The organism is Curtobacterium flaccumfaciens pv. betae (assembly GCF_026241855.1).
Lineage (GTDB): Bacteria > Actinomycetota > Actinomycetes > Actinomycetales > Microbacteriaceae > Curtobacterium > Curtobacterium flaccumfaciens.
Genome location: NZ_JAPJDC010000001.1, coordinates 3,365,486 through 3,380,483 on the forward strand (window position 1 = coordinate 3,365,486; position 14,998 = coordinate 3,380,483).

A 14,998-nucleotide genomic window follows, 5' to 3' on the forward strand; every position below is an offset into this window, starting at 1 on the left:
ACCATGACCAACGCCCCGCAGTCCCCCGTCGACTGGGAATCGGTTCCCGACCCGGCCGCCGTCCGGCAGCCACGACGGCGGTTCGAGGCCTGGATGGTCCTGCGGATCGCCGTGATGGTGTTCGGCCTGCTGTCCCTGGCCTTCTGGGGCTACTGGTCGTGGCAGCTCCCGCTCCCCGGCTACCTGTTCATGTTCGGCGCCCCGCTGTTCGCCGCGGTCGTCTGGTACTTCTTCCGGTCGCCGCGGTCCCCGATCGAGACCGACATCGTCGGCAAGACCATCGTCGAGGTCGCCCTGGTCGTCGCCGCAGGCGCGACCTGGATCTCCATCGGGCACCCGGTCGTCGGGATCGTCTTCATCGTGATCGCCGCCCTGAGCGGCCTGATCGCGTTCCGCAAGGAGACCGCATGAGCACCACGGGCCTCCAGACCGGCCAGGAGGCCCAGCGCACGCTGGTCCGCGTAGCCCGCGTCGTCGACGCAGCCGGCACCACGGCCGACGGCTGGGTCCTGGTCGTCGGCGACACGATCCACGCGACCGGCTCCGGCCCCGAGGCCCCCGCGGCCGACCGGGTCGTCGACCTGGGCGACGCGGTCCTGACGCCCGGCTTCGTGGACCTGCACGGGCACGGTGGGGCGACCGAGGCGTACGAGGACGACTCGTTCGACCGTTCGCTCGCGATGCACCGTTCGCACGGCACGACCCGCTCCGTCCTGTCGCTCGTCGCGAACCCGGTCCCCGCCCTCGCGGCGTCGCTGGCCCGCGTCCGCGCCGTGATGGCGAGCGACCCGCTCGTGCTCGGCGTGCACCTGGAGGGACCGTTCCTGTCCCCGCACAACAAGGGTGCGCACAACGAGTCGTTCCTGATCGATCCGACGCCCGCCGCGGTCGACGCGCTGCTCGAAGCGGGCGAGGGCGTCATCCGACAGGTCACGATCGCGCCCGAACTGCCCGGAGCCCTCGACGCCGTCCGCCGGTTCGTCGCGGCCGGCGTCACGGTCGCCGTCGGGCACACGGTCGGCACGTACGACCAGGCCCGCGCCGCCTTCGACGCCGGGGCGACGATCCTGACCCACGCCTGCAACGCGATGCCGGGGCTGCACCACCGCGCACCGGGGCCGATCGGCGCTGCCGTGGCGGACGACCGCGTGACGCTCGAGCTCATCCTGGACGCCGTGCACGTGCATCCCGTCGTGGCGGACACGCTCTTCCGGGCGACGCCGGGTCGTGTGGCGCTGATCACCGATGCGATGGGTGCCGCCGGCGCTGCGGACGGCTCGTACCGGCTGGGGTCGCTCGACGTCACCGTGACCGACGGGGTCGCGCACGTCGCCGGGACCGACACCATCGCCGGGTCGACGCTGACGCAGGACGTGGCGCTCCGCAACGCGGTCTCGCTCGCCGGGCGGACCCTGCCCGAGGCCGTGGCGGCGCTGACGAGCGTGCCGGCCGCGGCGCTCGGGCTCGGCGACCGCCTGGGTCGGCTCGCGCCGGGGTTCGCCGCGGACCTCGTGGCGCTGTCGCCGTCGCTCGAGGTGCAGCGCGTGTGGGGCGGCGGGCGCGAGCTGCGCTGAGGCGCGCAGCGTGTGTTCAGCGGTCGACCGGGCGCCCGCGCGCGCCGCTCGCCCACGACGTGTCCGCCGTCTCCCCGACCCGGAGCGACAGCGTGCCGCCTCGCGTCACGAAGGACGCCGGCACCCACGACTGCTCGAGCGTCCGGCCGTTCAACCGGGCTCCCTGCACGTACGGCTCGGTCCCGGTCGACCGGATGACGATCCGCTCGCCGCTCGCGCGCCGGATGTCGACCGTGCTGAACGTCGGGCTGCCGATGAGCATCTCCGCTCGCCCGGGCGTCTGCGGGAACAGGCCGATCGAGGCGAAGACGTACCAGGCGCTCATCGTGCCGAGGTCGTCGTTGCCGGGAAGGCCGCCGGGGCCGGTCGAGTAGGCGTCGTCCACGACCTGCCGCACGGTCTCCTGCGTCTTCCAGGGCTTGCCGAGGGCGTTGTACATCCACGGCGTGTGGATGTCGGGCTCGTTCGTCGGGTCGAACTTCGTGGCGTCGCCACCGGTGACCGCCCAGTTGCCCGAGGCGTCGTGGAAGAAGTCGTCGAGCCGTGCGACCGCGGCGTCGTCACCGCCGAGCGCGCCGGACAGCCCCTGCACGTCCTGCGGCACGAGCCAGGTGTACTGCGCGCTGGTGCCCTGCGCGAACCCGGTCCCCGTCGACGGCGACCAGCCCGGCGTCCACGAGCCGTCGGCCTGCCGCGCGGCCTGGTACCCGACGGCGGCGTTGAAGGTGTTCTTCCAGGAGGTCCCCCGCTCGGCGAACATCCGGGCGTCGGAACGAAGCCCGAGGGAACCCGCCCAGTACCCGAGCGCACTGTCGGAGATCGAGTCCTCGAGGGTCTCGGCCGCACCGCCCCAGCAGGAGCAGTCGTCGTTCGCCGCGTACTGCCGCTCCAGGTACTCGTCGAGTGCGGGCCGCTGCGCCAGGCACTGCCCCGGGCACCCGATGTCGCTCTCGGCGTCCGCGTTCTCGACCGTCGCCTGGCGTTTCAGCGAGGCGTAGGCGGCCCGGACGTCGAAGTTCCGGACGCCCATGGCGTACCAGGTGGCGAGCGTCGCGGCCGAGGGGTCGCCGGTCATCACGTGCGTCGGCGCGCCGAGGTGCAGCCACCGGTCCCACACCCCGCCATTCTGCTCGGCGAACCGCAGCATCGACTGCGCCATGTCCCCGGCGACGTCCGGCCGCAGCAAGGCCAGCAGCTGGATCTGCGCCCGGTACTGGTCCCACCCGGAGTACGTGCCGTAGACGGCCCGGTGTCCGCGGTCCATCCGGTGCACCCGCAGGTCCGGCCCGAGGTAGCGCCCGTCGCGGTCGTTCAGCGTGTTCGGCTGCATGAGTGCGTGGTAGACCGACGTGGAGAGCTGGGTGGTCCGGTCCGCCGTGCCGCCGCCGACGCGCAGGCGCGACAGTTCACGGTTCCAGGAGGCCCGTGTGCCGGCCGCCACGCTGGCGACGGTCGAGCGCTTGGTCACCTCGCCGTCACGGTTGGCGACCGCCCCGGCCGCGCTCACGTACGAGATGCCGATCTTCGCCTGCACCGTCGCTCCGCGACGCGCGTCGAACCCGACCCAGGCGCCGGAGCCGCGTCCGGCGCGGTCGGCCCCGGTCAGGTAGCCCTCCCCACCGGAGGAGGACGTGCCTCCAGGCTGGACCGTGCCGTCCTTCCAGGTGCCGGTGCTCGCGAACGCCGTGTCGAAGGTCGCGGTGAAGTACAGGCGGTAGTAGCTGCGGCGGTCCGGGTTGGTGGCGCCGCCGCCGTTCGCGCGGCGGCTGCAGAAGCCACCCGTCAGGACGCTGCCGCTGACCGTGCGGGTGCGGGGGTCGACGCGGGTGATCGCGGCCTCGCTGCCGTTGATCGAGTTCGACGTACGGAACAGCAGGTTCGCGTCCTTGCCGGCCGGGAACGTGAACGCGCCGACGCCCGCGCGCGTGGTGACGGCGAGGTCGGTGCGGACGCCGTTGTCGAGCGTGACGCCGTAGCGTCCGGGGCTCGCGGACTCCTGGTCGTGGGAGTACCCGGCGGCGTAGACAGCGTCCTTCGAGTCGGCCGACGGCGAGGTCGTGACCGAGGTCGTGACCGGCATGATCGGCACGTCTCCCGCAGCACCCGGAGCACACCCGGCCCCGTTCAGGTGCGTCAGGCTGAAGCCGCGCAGCCGGTTCACGTCGTACGAGTAGCCGTTCGCGACCGGGGTCGACGTCTGGTCGCCCGCGGTCCCGGTGGGACTCCACTGCACCATGCCGAACGGTGCGGTGGCCCCGGGCCAGGTGTTGCCGTCGTTGCTCGTGCCGACGAAGGGGTCGACGTACCGGGCCGGATCGCTCACGGCCCGTCCGGGCTGCGTCGACGGCGAGGCCACCGCCGGCGCGGCGACGATCCCCGTGCCCAGCAGTACGGCGATCGTGGCCACCGCGGCGAGCGGGAGCGGACGGACGAGCGGGCGACGGTGCACGCGAGATCGGTTCACGTTCGTGACGCTAGCCCCCTCGGACGGGGGACGCCGCTCTCGTCACCGAGCGCTCTCCCGCTGTTCACGTCGGGTTCGGCGACGGGTTCGGCCCCGCCCGGTCAGACGACGGTGCGCGCTGCGACCTCATCGACGAAGGTGCGGACCCGCTGCCGGAACCCCGGGTCGGCGGCTGCCCCGCGGACGGGGACGACGTGCAGCCGCCGATCACCCCGACGCAGCGCCGGCCCGACGAACACCCCCTCGGCGACGTCCGGTGCGGTGGCCGACCAGAGCGTCGAGCGAGCGCCGTCCTCCGCGGTCCGGGCCATGCTGCGGGCGACCAGGCCACCGAGGCGCTGCGTGAGGGTCTCGGCCTGGTCGTTCATCCCCGTCGCTGCGATGCCGGGGTGTGCGATGACCGAGCGGACGGCCGAGCCGGCCGCGCGGAGCCGCTCGCCGAGGTCGACCGCGAGCGCCGTCGCCGCCGTCTTCGAGTCGGTGTACACGGCGAACTGGGAGTAGCCGCTCGCATCGTCGACCCCGCCCGGTGCCGGCACGCGGCGGGTGCGCTGCGACAGGTTCGACCCGACGAGCACGACCCGGGGTGACGGTCCACCGAGCACCGGGAGCATCGCGTCGGCGAGCACGGCCGGGCCGACGACGTTGGTGGCCCAGGTGCGTTCGATGCCCTCGTCGGTCAGCCCGAACGCGCCGAGCGTCGCGCCGGCGTTGTTGACGAGGGCGTCCACGACGATGCCGTCCGCGGCGAGCTGCCGGGCGAACGCCGTGACCGAGGCGACCGACGCGGTGTCGACGACCCGCGCCTCCAGACCGGCGGGCAGGACACGAGCCGCCTTGTCCGGGTTGCGGACCGCCGCGATGACGCGCGCTCCGGCGGCGGCCAGTCGGGTCGCGACCACCAGACCGAGTCCGCCGGTCGCACCGGTGACCACGACCGTCCGCCCGTGCTGGTCCGCCATCTGTCCGGGCTCCCACGTGAAGGGTTCCATCGTCGTCTCCTGTCCGCGCTCCGTCTCGAATCGGATGATTCATCCGGAACGGTAGCACAACCGGATAGAGTGTCCGCATGACGATCGCCATGGCCCGTCCCGAAGCGCTGCGTTCCGATGCGCAGCGCAACCGGACCGCGCTGCTCGACGTCGCCCGGTCGTTCCTCGAGCGCTGCGACCAGCCGCTCCTGAACGCCGTCGCACACGAGGCCGGCGTGGGTGTCGGGACCGCCTACCGGCACTTCCCGTCGCAGCAGCACCTGCTCGAGGCGCTCGCGATCGACGCGCTCGAGGACATGCTCGACCTCGTCCGTGTCGCCGTCGCGCTGCCCGACACAGGGGACGCGCTCCGCGGGGTCGTGACGGCTGCCTTCCGGAGCATGGTCGACGATGCCGCCCTGGGCGACCTGCTGACGAACGGCGGGTTCTCGTGCGCCGACACCGCTGCGCTCGCAGGAGACCTGGTGGTGTCCGTCGACGCACTGCTCGCTCGGGCACGGGCCGAGGGGCTCGCGCGTGCCGACGTCGACGCGGACGACCTGCGACGGCTGCTGTGCGGGATGCGGGCGGCCGCCGTTGCCGGTGGCTCCCGGGTGCACGACCCCGAGCGCTACGTCGAGGTGCTGCTGGCGGGGCTCCGCCCGGCCTGACCACCACCCTCGCGCCCGGCGTGGCTCGCTGTCAGGATGGGCGCATGAGCGTCATGGTGTCCGTCTTCGATGCGTACCGGTCCCGCACGAGCGAGAAGTACACGGCCTACCCGCCGGACGTGCTCCCCATGTTCGTCGCCGAGATGGACAGCATGCTCGCCGAGCCGATCCGTGACGCCCTGGTCACCGCGGTGACGAACGGCGACACCGGGTACGTCGGGCACGGGCGGGCCCTGCCCGAGGCGTTCGCCGACTTCGCCGAGAGCCGGTGGGCGTGGCGGGTCGACCCCGACCTGGTCCGCACCACCACGGACGTGTCGGTCGCTGCGGTCGAGGTGCTGCGCCGGGTCATCGAGCCGGGCGACCAGGTGGTCATCATGCCGCCCGTGTACCCGCCGTTCTGGGAGTACGTGTCCGAGGCCGGCGGCACCGTCACCGAGGTCCCGCTGCTCGCCCCCGAGGGCCCGGCCGACCCCTTCGACACCACGGCCGGCTGGCGGATGGACCTGGACGGCCTCGCGCAGGCGTTCGCCGACGGAGCCCGCACGGTGCTGCTCTGCAACCCGCACAACCCCCTCGGCCTGGTGCACGACCGTGCATCGCTCGTCGCACTCGCGGAGCTGGCCGCCGAGTGGGACGCCGTCGTGGTGTCCGACGAGATCCACGCGCCGCTCGTGCACGCCGACGCGGTGTTCACGCCGTTCCTGGAGTCTTGCCCCGAGGCCGCATCGCTCGGGGTCGCCCTGACGAGTGCGAGCAAGGCCTGGAACCTCGCCGGCACGAAGTGCGCGATGATGATCGGCGCCTCGGAGCGGGCCCGCGCCTGGTTCGACGGCCTGCCGACCGAGGTCGTCGAACGCACCGGCATCCTCGGCTACACCGCGAGCGTCGCGGCCTTCAGCGAGGGCGAGCCGTGGCTGGCGTCACTGCTCACCGAGCTCGCGGCGAACCGGCGCTCCCTGGCCGAGCGGCTCGGCGACGTGCTGCCCGGCGCCGAGTACCGGCAGCCGCAGGCGTCGTACCTGGCGTGGCTCGATCTGCGGGCGCTGCCGTGGGGCGACGACCCCGCGGCGGAGCTCGTCGACCGGGCGAAGGTGGCGCTCGGCTCCGGCCCGGCGTTCGGACGGCAGGGCCGGGGCTTCGCGCGGCTGAACTTCGGGTGCTCGGCGGAGACCCTCGACGAGGGGCTCAGCCGCCTCGCCGCAGCCGCGCGCGCCTGACACCGGACCTGGATCGGGCCGGAAGACGCCGGCGTGCGCGTGCGACGCCCCGCAATCGTCGACACGCCCCCGAATTCGGCGGCGTGTCGGCGCTCGGGCGGCGTCTGAGCAAGCCGCCGGCGTCTACCGCAGCAAGATCGGCGGCCGCCTACTCGAACCGCTGCCAGGCCGGCTTGTGCGCGTACGTGTAGCGGTAGTAGTCGGCGAGCTGCAGCCCGGCGGCGGCTTCCTCGTCGACGACGACGGTCGCGTGCTCGTGCAGCTGCAGGGCCGAACCGGGCACGAAGGAGCTGAGCGGCCCCTCGACCGCAGCGGCGACGGCCGCCGCCTTCGACGGGCCCTGGGCGACGAGGACGAGCTCGCGGGCCTCGAGGATGGTGCCGAGCCCCTGCGTCATGCAGTGCGTCGGGACCTGCTCGGGCGAGTCGAAGAAGCGCGCGTTGGCGTCACGGGTCGACGGCGCGAGGGTCTTGATGCGGGTGCGCGAGGCGAACGACGACGTCGGCTCGTTGAACCCGATGTGGCCGTTGGCCCCGATGCCGAGGATCTGCACATCGATCCCGCCCGCGGCACGGATCGCGGCGTCGTACTCCTTGGCCGCGAACTCCAGGTCGGCGGCACGGCCGTCCGGCACCCGCACGCGCGACGCGTCGAAGCCGAGGGGCGCCACGACGTCGCGGGCGATCACGGCAGCGTACGACTCGGGGTGCTCGAGCGGGATGCCGACGTACTCGTCGAGGGCGAACCCACGGGCCTCGGCGAACGAGATCTCGCCCGCCTGCACCCGGCGCTGCAGGTCGGTGTAGATGCCCTGCGGGCTGGATCCGGTGGCGAGACCGATGACGGCGGACGGCTTCTTGGCGACGACGGACGCGATCTTGGCCGCGGCGACGCGACCGACCTCGTCCGGCGTGGGCAGGATGATGATCTCCACATGCCCAGCCTACTGGTCATGACCAGTCTGCGACAGGGGTCGTGTGGGTAGCGTGGAGGCATGCCGACCCCCGACTTCGTCCTGTCCCTGCGCGAGAAGATCGGCACGGCGCCGCTCTGGCTGTCGGGCGTGAGCGCGATCGTGACGCGCGGCTCCGGCGCCGAGCGCGAACTGCTCGTGGTGCGACGGGCCGACACGGGCGCGTACACGCCGGTCACCGGGATCGTCGACCCGGGCGAGGAACCCGCCGTCGCCGCCGAACGCGAGGTCCTCGAGGAAGCAGACGTCGTCGCCGTCGCCGAACGCCTGGCCTGGGTGCAGGTGCTGCCCGAGATGACCTACCCGAACGGCGACCGGTCGCAGTACCTCGACCTGGTCTTCGCCTGCCGGTACGTCTCCGGGACGCCGAACCCCGCCGACGGCGAGAACACCGAGGCGTTCTGGGCTCGGCTCGACGCCCTGCCCGACATGTCCGAGAACATGCGGGCACGCGTCGAGGCCGGGCTGGCGGACGAGCGCGAGGCGCGCTTCCAGCGCTGACCCCACCGGCCTGGAGGCGCGGTGCCAGGGCGCCACGGACCTCCCGTCCGCGCCCCCCCGACGTTTCGGGCACAGCGACAGTCCACGCATCTGGTCGCGCGTGGACTGTCGCTCAGCGCGAAACCTCGTCGCGACTACGCGAGCGGCGCGACCGCCACGGGTGCGCCGAGCAGGCGCACGGCGACGGGGTCGCCGGTGGCCCGGCGATCGCCGACCTCGTGCTGGACGGTCACGACGGTGTCGTCGTCCAGGCGGACGGTGGTGCGGCGGATCGACCCGAGGAAGCTCGAGGTGACGACGGTGCCGGTGATGCCCTCGGGGGCGAAGGCGATGTCCTCCGGCCGGACGTAGGCGAGCACCGGGCCGTCCGGCGCCGAGGAGTCGAGCGCCGGCACCCGGAACCCGTACACGAAGACGTCACCCCCGCGCAGGTCGCCCTGCAGCCGGTTCGACTGACCGACGAAGTCCGCCGTGAAGGCCGACGACGGGGTGCGGTAGAGCTCCTCGGGCGTGCCGATCTGCTCGATGTCGCCCGCCTGCATCACCGCGATCCGGTCGGAGACGGCGAGCGCTTCCTCTTGGTCGTGCGTCACGAACACCGTGGTGATGCCGAGGTCGCTCTGGATGCGTCGGATCTCGTCACGCAGCGAGACCCGGACCTTCGCGTCCAGGGCCGACAGCGGCTCGTCGAGCAGGAGCACCCGGGGACGGGTGACCAGGGCACGGGCCAGGGCGACGCGCTGCTGCTGCCCACCGGAGAGCTGGTGCGGGTAGCGCTCGGCGAACTCGCCGAGGTGGACCATGTCGAGGGCCTCGACCACGCGGCTCCTGCGCTCGGCGGAGGGAACCCGGCGCATCTCGAGGCCGAAGGCGACGTTCTGCCGGACCGTCATGTGCGGGAACAGCGAGTACTGCTGGAACACCATGCCGATGTCGCGTTTGTTGACCGGGGTGTCGGCGACGTCCTGTCCGTCGATGCGGATGGAGCCGGCGTCGATCGCCTCGAGGCCCGCGAGCGCCCGGAGCGCCGTCGTCTTGCCGCAGCCGGACGGGCCGAGCAGCGACACGAACTCCCCGGGCTCGACACGGAGGGACAGTCCCGCGAGCGCCCGGTGTGCGCCGTAGTGCTTCTCGACGGCGTGGAGTTCGACGACGGCACCGGTGGTGGCGAGGGACGCCGGGGCTGCCGGAGCGGTGACGGTCATGCGGACTCCTGGGTGCGGGGACGACGGGTGGTGCGGGTGCGGCGGCCCGTGCGACGGGTCCCGATGCGGCCGATGAGGACGAGCAGCACGAAGCCGAACACGAGCGCGGCGACCGAGAAGATCGCGGCGACGTACGGGTCGGTCCCCTGCACGAGCACGAGCCCGGTCTGGAACGTGCTGCGGGAGAGGAACGCGGCCAGGGTGTACTCGCCGAGGACCACGGTGATCGTGAGGAAGCACGCGGCGGTGATGCCCCGGCGCAGGTTCGGCAGGAGCACGCGCCAGGTGACGGTCCACCACGAGGCACCGAGCGAGCGGGCGGCCTCGGACAGGACGATCAGGTCCATCGCGGTGATGGCGGCGGCGATCGGGCGGAACGCGAACGGCAGCGTGACGATGCCGATCGCGAACGCCAGCGTCCAGGCGCCGGAGCCGAAGACCTGCGAGACGACCTGGTACACGGGGATGAACCCGACGACGAGCACCACGACCGGCACGGTGATCGGCACGATGCAGACGAACTCCAGGACGCGTCGGAGCCTCGGGTAACGGAGCGCGGTGATGATCTGGGCGGGCAGCAGCACGAGCAGCACGATCCCGACGGTGATCACGGCGATGAGCAGCGACGCCCCGAGCCCGTCGAACACGGGCTGGTAGGTGAACGCGTTGGCCGGGTCCCCGATCGCTGCCCAGTGCGTGAAGGTCAGGCCGCCGTCGGTGCCCTGCCGGAACGTGAACTGCAGCAGGGCGACCAGCGGGACGGCGAACAGCAGCCCGATCACGGTGAGCACGGTCACGGCCGCACCACGGGACGGGGCCGTGCCGAAGCGGCGGACGCGGGACGGGCCTCCGAGCCGAACCGGCTGCGCCGGGCGCACCGGGCGGACCGGTGCCGCCGCGCTCATCGCTGCCACCTGGCGGCTCGGCGCTGCAGCAGCGAGTAGGCGCCCATCACGACCGCCATCACGACGACCATGCCGAACGCGAGCACCCCGGCGACGTTCTGCAGGCCGACGAGCGTCTCGCTGGTGAGCTGCGTGCGGATCGTGAGCGGCACGATGCCGCCCTGCGAGATGAGGGCCGCGGCGGTGGCGAACGACGAGAAGCCGTTCGCGAAGAGCAGCAGGAGCGAGCCCCAGAACGCCGGTGCCAGGACCGGCAACGCGATCCGGCGCCAGTACGTCAGACGCGAGGCGCCGAGGGTCGCGGCGGCCTCGCCCCACTGGGCCTTGACGCCCTCGAGTGCGGGCATGAACGTGAGGACCATGAGCGGCACCTGGAAGTAGACGTAGGGGATGACGAGCCCGGGCACGGTGTACAGGAAGGCGCCGTCCGCGTTGAGGTCGACGTGGAAGACCGTGACCAACCACGTCGTGACGAGTCCCTGCACGCCGATCGTGGCGATGAACGCGAACGCGAGCATGACGCCGCCGAACTGGGCGAGGACGCTCGCCGCCGAGTCGATCATCGACCGGACCAGTCCGTCCGGCCGCAGTGCCGAGAGCGCCCAGCAGACAACCGCGCCGAGCACGGCTCCGATGACCGCGGAGGCGGCGGACAGGCCGAACGACCCGCCGAACGCCCGCAGCACGGACGGGTCGGCGAAGGCCGCGAGGTTCGCGAACGTGAACGCTCCGGAGCCGTCGAAGAAGCCGCTGCCGATCGCGATCACGGCGGGGACGGCGAGGAACAGCAGGACGTAGGCGGCGAAGGGGGTCAGCCCCAGCCAGGCGAGGCCGACGCGGCGCCGGACACGGGGTCCGGCGCCGCGACGGACGGCATCGGCGGGCGCGGACGCCGGGCGCACGGTGCTCGGAGCGCTCGTCGCGGGCGCGTCTGCCGATGCGGTGGTCATGCTGCTCAGGACCCCATCGTCGAGGACCACTTGGCCTTGAGCACCGTCGCGGCGTCGGCGACCTGCGCGTCGGTCAGCTCGACGTAGTCCTTCGGCGCACCACCGGCGGCGTCGAGGGCGTCCTGGTCGACCTTGCCGGACTTCTCCATCGCCGACAGGGTGGCGGGGAAGGCACCGGCCTGCAGGTACAGGTTCTGGGCCTCCGGGCTGGCGATGTACTCCTGCCACAGGCGGGCGGCCGCGGGGTGCGGGGCGTCCTTGGTGATGGCCTGCGAGTAGTACGAGCCGAGCGCCTGCCCCTTCGGGACGACGGTCTTCCAGTCCTTGTTGCCACTCGCGCCCGCTGCCGGTCCCCACGCCAGGTTGTTGTACGACCACTGGATGACCACGGGGGTCTCACCCGAGGCGACCGTGGCCTGCGTCGGCAGCACGTTCTGGAAGTTGCCGGCCTTCTTCAGGTCACCGAAGTAGTCGACGCCCTTCGTGATGTCGTCGGCCGAGCCACCGTTCTCGAGCGCCGCCAGGTACACGGCCGAGGCGGCCTGGTTGGCCTGCGTCGGGTCACCCGCGATCGAGACCTTGCCCTTGTACTCGCTGCCGAGCAGGTCCTGCAGGTCCTTCGGGGCGTCGGAGATCTTCGACGAGTCGTACCCGATCGACATCAGGCCGGTGTAGTCACGCGTCCACGCGCCGTCCTTCTCCTTCAGGTCGGTGGGGATGTCGTCCCAGTTCGCGACCTTGTAGTCGGTGAGCAGGTCGAGGTTCTCCTGCAGCACCGCGTTGCCGAGGTCGAGCACGTCGGGCGCGGTGGACTGGCCCTTCTGCGACTTCACGGCGGCGACCTCGTCGGCGCTCGAGCCGTTCGGGTTCGCGGAGTTGATCTTGATGCCGTACTTCTTGGTGAAGCCGTCGATGATCTTGCCGTAGTTGGCCCACGACGGCGGCAGCGCGATGACGTTCAGCTGGCCCTCGGCCTTGGCGGCCTTGACGAGGGCGTCCATGCCGCCGGCGGTCTCGGCGCTGGTGGCGGTCTTCCAGTCGGCGTCGCCGTCGGAGCCGGCGCTCGCGGAGCTCGTCGCCGAGCATCCGGCGAGGGTGACGATCGCTGCGGCGGCCAGGGCGATGCCGGCCAGGGTGCGCTTGTGCTGCACGGGTGGGCCTTTCGGGTGGGGGAAGGTGCTGAGGTGACCGGGGGTCCGGGTTCTGGTCGATCGTGGACGCGGCCGGTTTCCGGCCCGTGCTCCGGTGGTGAACGGCGGCGGAACAGCGGGTGCGGCTGTACGCTTTGCTCGATCTGGGCGCATGGTCGCGCCCACATCAGGCCTGGAGGCACGGATGCGGTTCACGACGACGGTCCTGCAAGCACGGAAGACGGCGACCGGACTCCCCGTCCCGGAGTCCGTCATCGAGGCGCTCGGATCCGGCAAGCGCCCCGCGGTGGTCGTCACGATCAACCGGGGACACACCTACCGCTCCACCGTCGGGGTCATGGACGAGCAGTACCTGGTGCCGCTGTCGGCCGCACACCGTGAGGCCGCCGGGATCGCCGCAGGGGACACCGTCGAGGTCGCACTCGAGGTCGACACCCTGCCCCGGACCGTCGACCTACCGGAGGACCTGGCCGCCGCGCTGCAGGAGGCCGGCGTGCGTGCGGCGTTCGACACCCTGTCGAACTCGCGGCAGCGGGCACTCGCCGACCCGGTCACGCAGGCGAAGGCCCCGGAGACCCGGGCACGGCGGATCGAGAAGGCCGTGGAGTCTCTGGGAGGGTAGTGGTGCGGAGGGTCGGGGGGGCGGGGTTGGGCGGCCTGGTCGTTTCGGGCATACCTGGTCGTTCCGGGCGTACCTGGTCGGAAGTTCTCGCCAGGTATGCCCGGAAGCACCAGGTATCGCGGGCGTTCTGGGAAAGAACGGGCTCAGGCCCCGAGCTCGACCAGGACCCGCGGGATCTCGGTCACGAGTTCGCTCGCCAGGTACCCGAGCGGCCCGACCTGCACCGCGAGTCGGTCGCCTGCGGCAGCGTGCACGTAGGACGCCCACGCCACGGCCTGTGCCGGATCGGCGCCGCGGGCGAGCAGGCCGGTGACCGCACCGGACAGCACGTCCCCACTGCCGCTCGTGCCGAGACCGCCGGAGCCGGTGCCCTTGAGCCACGCCCGACCCTGCGGTGTGGCGATGGCGTCGCCGAGGGCCACGACGGCACCGAAGCGGTTCGCGATCGCAACGGCGTCGGCCACGTCGTCGTCGCTGCACTCCCGCCCGAGCAGGCGTTCGGCCTCGCCGGAGTTCGGCGTCATCACGAGCCGTCCGCGCAGCGGTTCCAGGCGGTCCCGCACGTCGGCGGCCACCCCGAGGGCGAAGGCGTCGAGCACGACGGTGGTGTGCGGACCGACGACGTCGGCGAGTCCGGCCACGAGGTCACGGGAACCGTCCGGCTCGTCGAGCCCCGGCCCGACCAACACGGCGTCGGCACTCGACGCGCTGTCCGCGATGCCCTCGATCGCGCCGACGGCGATGTGTCCGTCCTGGTCCTCGTCGAGTGGTTCGACCCCGGACTCGGGCACCGCGACCGCGACCTCGTTCGCCACGCTCCGGCCGACCGCCAGGGTGAGACGACCGGCGCCGACCCGGAGTGCGGCGAGCGCGGAGAGCAGCGCTGCTCCCGGCGTCCGTGCGGCTCCCCCGATGACGAGCACCTGCCCGCGGCCGTACTTGCCGGCACCGGGTTCGGGCAAGGGCCAGTCCCGCAGGAAGTTCGGGGTGACGGGTTCAGTGGACATGTTCGTCGTCCTTCCGGCCGGTGTGCTGGGTGACCTCGTCGTCGTCCAGGTGCCCGACGGAGGAGAACTCCTCGAGCACCCACGGCGATCCGGCGTCGTCGCGACGGAGCCGGGTGAGGGAGGCGTTCGCGACGGCGTGGGTCCGGGCGAACTCCATGAGCGCCGGCTCGTCGAGGTCGAGGCACACCGCGACGGCGAGCATCACCACGGCGTCGTGCGCGGCGATCACCAGGCGCTCGGCGCCGTCGACCCGCTCGACATCGCCGAGGAGGGACCGGAGCCGGAGCATCACGTCGGCCCACGACTCCCCGCCCGCCGGCCGGTGGTAGTACTTGCCGAGCCACTGCCGACGGCGTTCCTCGTCCGGGTACCGGTTGCGGACGCCCTGCAGGGTCAGCAGGTCGAGGACGCCGAGTTCGCGGTCGCGCAGCCGCTCGTCCACCCGCTTCTCGGGTTCGGCGAGGCCGGCTGCCTCGAGCGCGATCGCGATGGTCTGTTGTGCGCGGAGGTACGGCGACACCCACAGCGCGACGGGAACGTCGTCGATCCCGCGGTCGGCGAGCTCCTGCCCGAGGGCCCGGGACTGATCAGTGCCGAGCGGGCTGAGTGGGACGTCGGCGTCCCGGAACTCGACGTCGACGACGTCGTCGCCCGCTGCTTCGGCCCGAGCCGCCGCGACGTTCGCGACCGATTCGCCGTGACGGACGAGCCAGATCTCCTGCACTGCCATGCCGCCACGCTAGCCAGAGCGTGCTGTGCCGGTTCACCGGTGCCGAACGGTCAC

At 72.4% G+C, this 14,998-nt stretch carries 15 protein-coding genes; 6 read left to right on the forward strand and 9 right to left on the reverse strand.

What is annotated here, in order from left to right; genetic code table 11:
• Nucleotides 1-3: 3 nt before the first annotated feature.
• Entirely contained in the window at nucleotides 4-411 is a 408-nt protein-coding gene (locus ORG17_RS15815; protein ID WP_214526254.1) for a YrdB family protein, read from the forward strand.
• Complete coding sequence (gene nagA, locus ORG17_RS15820) at nucleotides 408-1,574, forward strand: N-acetylglucosamine-6-phosphate deacetylase (RefSeq protein ID WP_214526253.1); 1,167 nt, start codon at nucleotides 408-410, stop codon at nucleotides 1,572-1,574. Before ORG17_RS15815 ends, nagA begins: the two co-directional genes overlap by 4 nt.
• Nucleotides 1,575-1,590: 16 nt before the next feature.
• Here the strand turns inward: nagA and ORG17_RS15825 are convergent, their stop codons facing one another.
• Nucleotides 1,591-4,038: a GH92 family glycosyl hydrolase gene (locus tag ORG17_RS15825; protein ID WP_301565260.1), complete on the reverse strand. Its 2,448-nt coding sequence runs from the start codon at nucleotides 4,036-4,038 to the stop codon at nucleotides 1,591-1,593.
• A gap of 101 nt (nucleotides 4,039-4,139) precedes the next feature.
• Complete coding sequence (locus ORG17_RS15830) at nucleotides 4,140-5,030, reverse strand: SDR family NAD(P)-dependent oxidoreductase (RefSeq protein WP_214526252.1); 891 nt, start codon at nucleotides 5,028-5,030, stop codon at nucleotides 4,140-4,142.
• A 77-nt stretch (nucleotides 5,031-5,107) separates the two neighbouring features.
• On the opposite strand from ORG17_RS15830, the gene ORG17_RS15835 reads away from it, so the two are divergent.
• Together ORG17_RS15835 and ORG17_RS15840 are read left to right on the forward strand one after the other, a co-directional pair.
• Nucleotides 5,108-5,680, forward strand: a complete 573-nt coding sequence (locus tag ORG17_RS15835; RefSeq protein ID WP_214526251.1) for a TetR/AcrR family transcriptional regulator — start codon at nucleotides 5,108-5,110, stop codon at nucleotides 5,678-5,680.
• Between the two features lie 44 nt (nucleotides 5,681-5,724).
• Nucleotides 5,725-6,900, forward strand: a complete 1,176-nt coding sequence (locus ORG17_RS15840; RefSeq protein ID WP_214526250.1) for a MalY/PatB family protein — start codon at nucleotides 5,725-5,727, stop codon at nucleotides 6,898-6,900.
• Between the two features lie 148 nt (nucleotides 6,901-7,048).
• On the opposite strand, the gene nagB is transcribed toward ORG17_RS15840, so the two are convergent.
• Nucleotides 7,049-7,834, reverse strand: a complete 786-nt coding sequence (gene nagB / locus ORG17_RS15845; protein WP_214526249.1) for a glucosamine-6-phosphate deaminase — start codon at nucleotides 7,832-7,834, stop codon at nucleotides 7,049-7,051.
• Nucleotides 7,835-7,894: 60 nt separating this feature from the next.
• Here nagB and ORG17_RS15850 point away from each other — a divergent pair, with 60 nt between their 5' ends.
• Nucleotides 7,895-8,374, forward strand: coding sequence for an NUDIX hydrolase (locus ORG17_RS15850; protein WP_027466654.1), 480 nt, complete (start codon nucleotides 7,895-7,897; stop codon nucleotides 8,372-8,374).
• A gap of 134 nt (nucleotides 8,375-8,508) precedes the next feature.
• Here ORG17_RS15850 and ORG17_RS15855 read toward each other — a convergent pair whose 3' ends face one another.
• Genes ORG17_RS15855 through ORG17_RS15870 form a run of 4 tightly spaced genes read right to left on the reverse strand, consistent with a single transcriptional unit; the run spans nucleotide 8,509 to nucleotide 12,585 of the window.
• The gene (locus tag ORG17_RS15855; RefSeq protein WP_214526248.1) at nucleotides 8,509-9,579 is read right to left on the reverse strand and encodes an ABC transporter ATP-binding protein; all 1,071 of its coding nucleotides are present in this window, start codon (nucleotides 9,577-9,579) and stop codon (nucleotides 8,509-8,511) included.
• Nucleotides 9,576-10,484 (reverse strand): ABC transporter permease, encoded by a 909-nt coding sequence (locus tag ORG17_RS15860; protein ID WP_214526247.1) that lies wholly within the window; start codon nucleotides 10,482-10,484, stop codon nucleotides 9,576-9,578. The genes ORG17_RS15855 and ORG17_RS15860 overlap by 4 nt, the downstream gene beginning before the upstream one ends.
• Entirely contained in the window at nucleotides 10,481-11,434 is a 954-nt protein-coding gene (locus ORG17_RS15865) for an ABC transporter permease (RefSeq protein WP_027466657.1), read from the reverse strand. The genes ORG17_RS15860 and ORG17_RS15865 overlap by 4 nt, the downstream gene beginning before the upstream one ends.
• 5 nt (nucleotides 11,435-11,439) lie before the next feature.
• Nucleotides 11,440-12,585, reverse strand: a complete 1,146-nt coding sequence (locus tag ORG17_RS15870; protein ID WP_214522100.1) for an ABC transporter substrate-binding protein — start codon at nucleotides 12,583-12,585, stop codon at nucleotides 11,440-11,442.
• Nucleotides 12,586-12,769: 184 nt separating this feature from the next.
• Here ORG17_RS15870 and ORG17_RS15875 point away from each other — a divergent pair, with 184 nt between their 5' ends.
• Nucleotides 12,770-13,207 (forward strand): YdeI/OmpD-associated family protein, encoded by a 438-nt coding sequence (locus tag ORG17_RS15875; RefSeq protein ID WP_214526246.1) that lies wholly within the window; start codon nucleotides 12,770-12,772, stop codon nucleotides 13,205-13,207.
• A 143-nt stretch (nucleotides 13,208-13,350) separates the two neighbouring features.
• On the opposite strand, the gene ORG17_RS15880 is transcribed toward ORG17_RS15875, so the two are convergent.
• Complete coding sequence (locus ORG17_RS15880) at nucleotides 13,351-14,214, reverse strand: NAD(P)H-hydrate dehydratase (RefSeq protein WP_111124316.1); 864 nt, start codon at nucleotides 14,212-14,214, stop codon at nucleotides 13,351-13,353.
• Nucleotides 14,204-14,944 carry a histidine phosphatase family protein gene (locus ORG17_RS15885; RefSeq protein WP_214527969.1) on the reverse strand — a complete coding sequence of 247 codons (741 nt, stop codon included), beginning with the start codon at nucleotides 14,942-14,944 and terminating at the stop codon, nucleotides 14,204-14,206. The genes ORG17_RS15880 and ORG17_RS15885 overlap by 11 nt, the downstream gene beginning before the upstream one ends.
• Between the last annotated feature and the right edge of the window lie 54 nt (nucleotides 14,945-14,998).

Coding starts and splice junctions, on each gene's coding strand:
- ORG17_RS15815 (WP_214526254.1), top strand. CDS start 4: ATGACCAACGCCCCGCAGTCCCCCGTCGACTGGGAATCGGTTCCCGAC.
- nagA (WP_214526253.1), top strand. CDS start 408: ATGAGCACCACGGGCCTCCAGACCGGCCAGGAGGCCCAGCGCACGCTG.
- ORG17_RS15830 (WP_214526252.1), bottom strand. CDS start 5,030: ATGGAACCCTTCACGTGGGAGCCCGGACAGATGGCGGACCAGCACGGG.
- ORG17_RS15835 (WP_214526251.1), top strand. CDS start 5,108: ATGACGATCGCCATGGCCCGTCCCGAAGCGCTGCGTTCCGATGCGCAG.
- ORG17_RS15840 (WP_214526250.1), top strand. CDS start 5,725: ATGAGCGTCATGGTGTCCGTCTTCGATGCGTACCGGTCCCGCACGAGC.
- ORG17_RS15850 (WP_027466654.1), top strand. CDS start 7,895: ATGCCGACCCCCGACTTCGTCCTGTCCCTGCGCGAGAAGATCGGCACG.
- ORG17_RS15855 (WP_214526248.1), bottom strand. CDS start 9,579: ATGACCGTCACCGCTCCGGCAGCCCCGGCGTCCCTCGCCACCACCGGT.
- ORG17_RS15860 (WP_214526247.1), bottom strand. CDS start 10,484: ATGAGCGCGGCGGCACCGGTCCGCCCGGTGCGCCCGGCGCAGCCGGTT.
- ORG17_RS15865 (WP_027466657.1), bottom strand. CDS start 11,434: ATGACCACCGCATCGGCAGACGCGCCCGCGACGAGCGCTCCGAGCACC.
- ORG17_RS15875 (WP_214526246.1), top strand. CDS start 12,770: ATGCGGTTCACGACGACGGTCCTGCAAGCACGGAAGACGGCGACCGGA.
- ORG17_RS15880 (WP_111124316.1), bottom strand. CDS start 14,214: ATGTCCACTGAACCCGTCACCCCGAACTTCCTGCGGGACTGGCCCTTG.
- ORG17_RS15885 (WP_214527969.1), bottom strand. CDS start 14,944: ATGGCAGTGCAGGAGATCTGGCTCGTCCGTCACGGCGAATCGGTCGCG.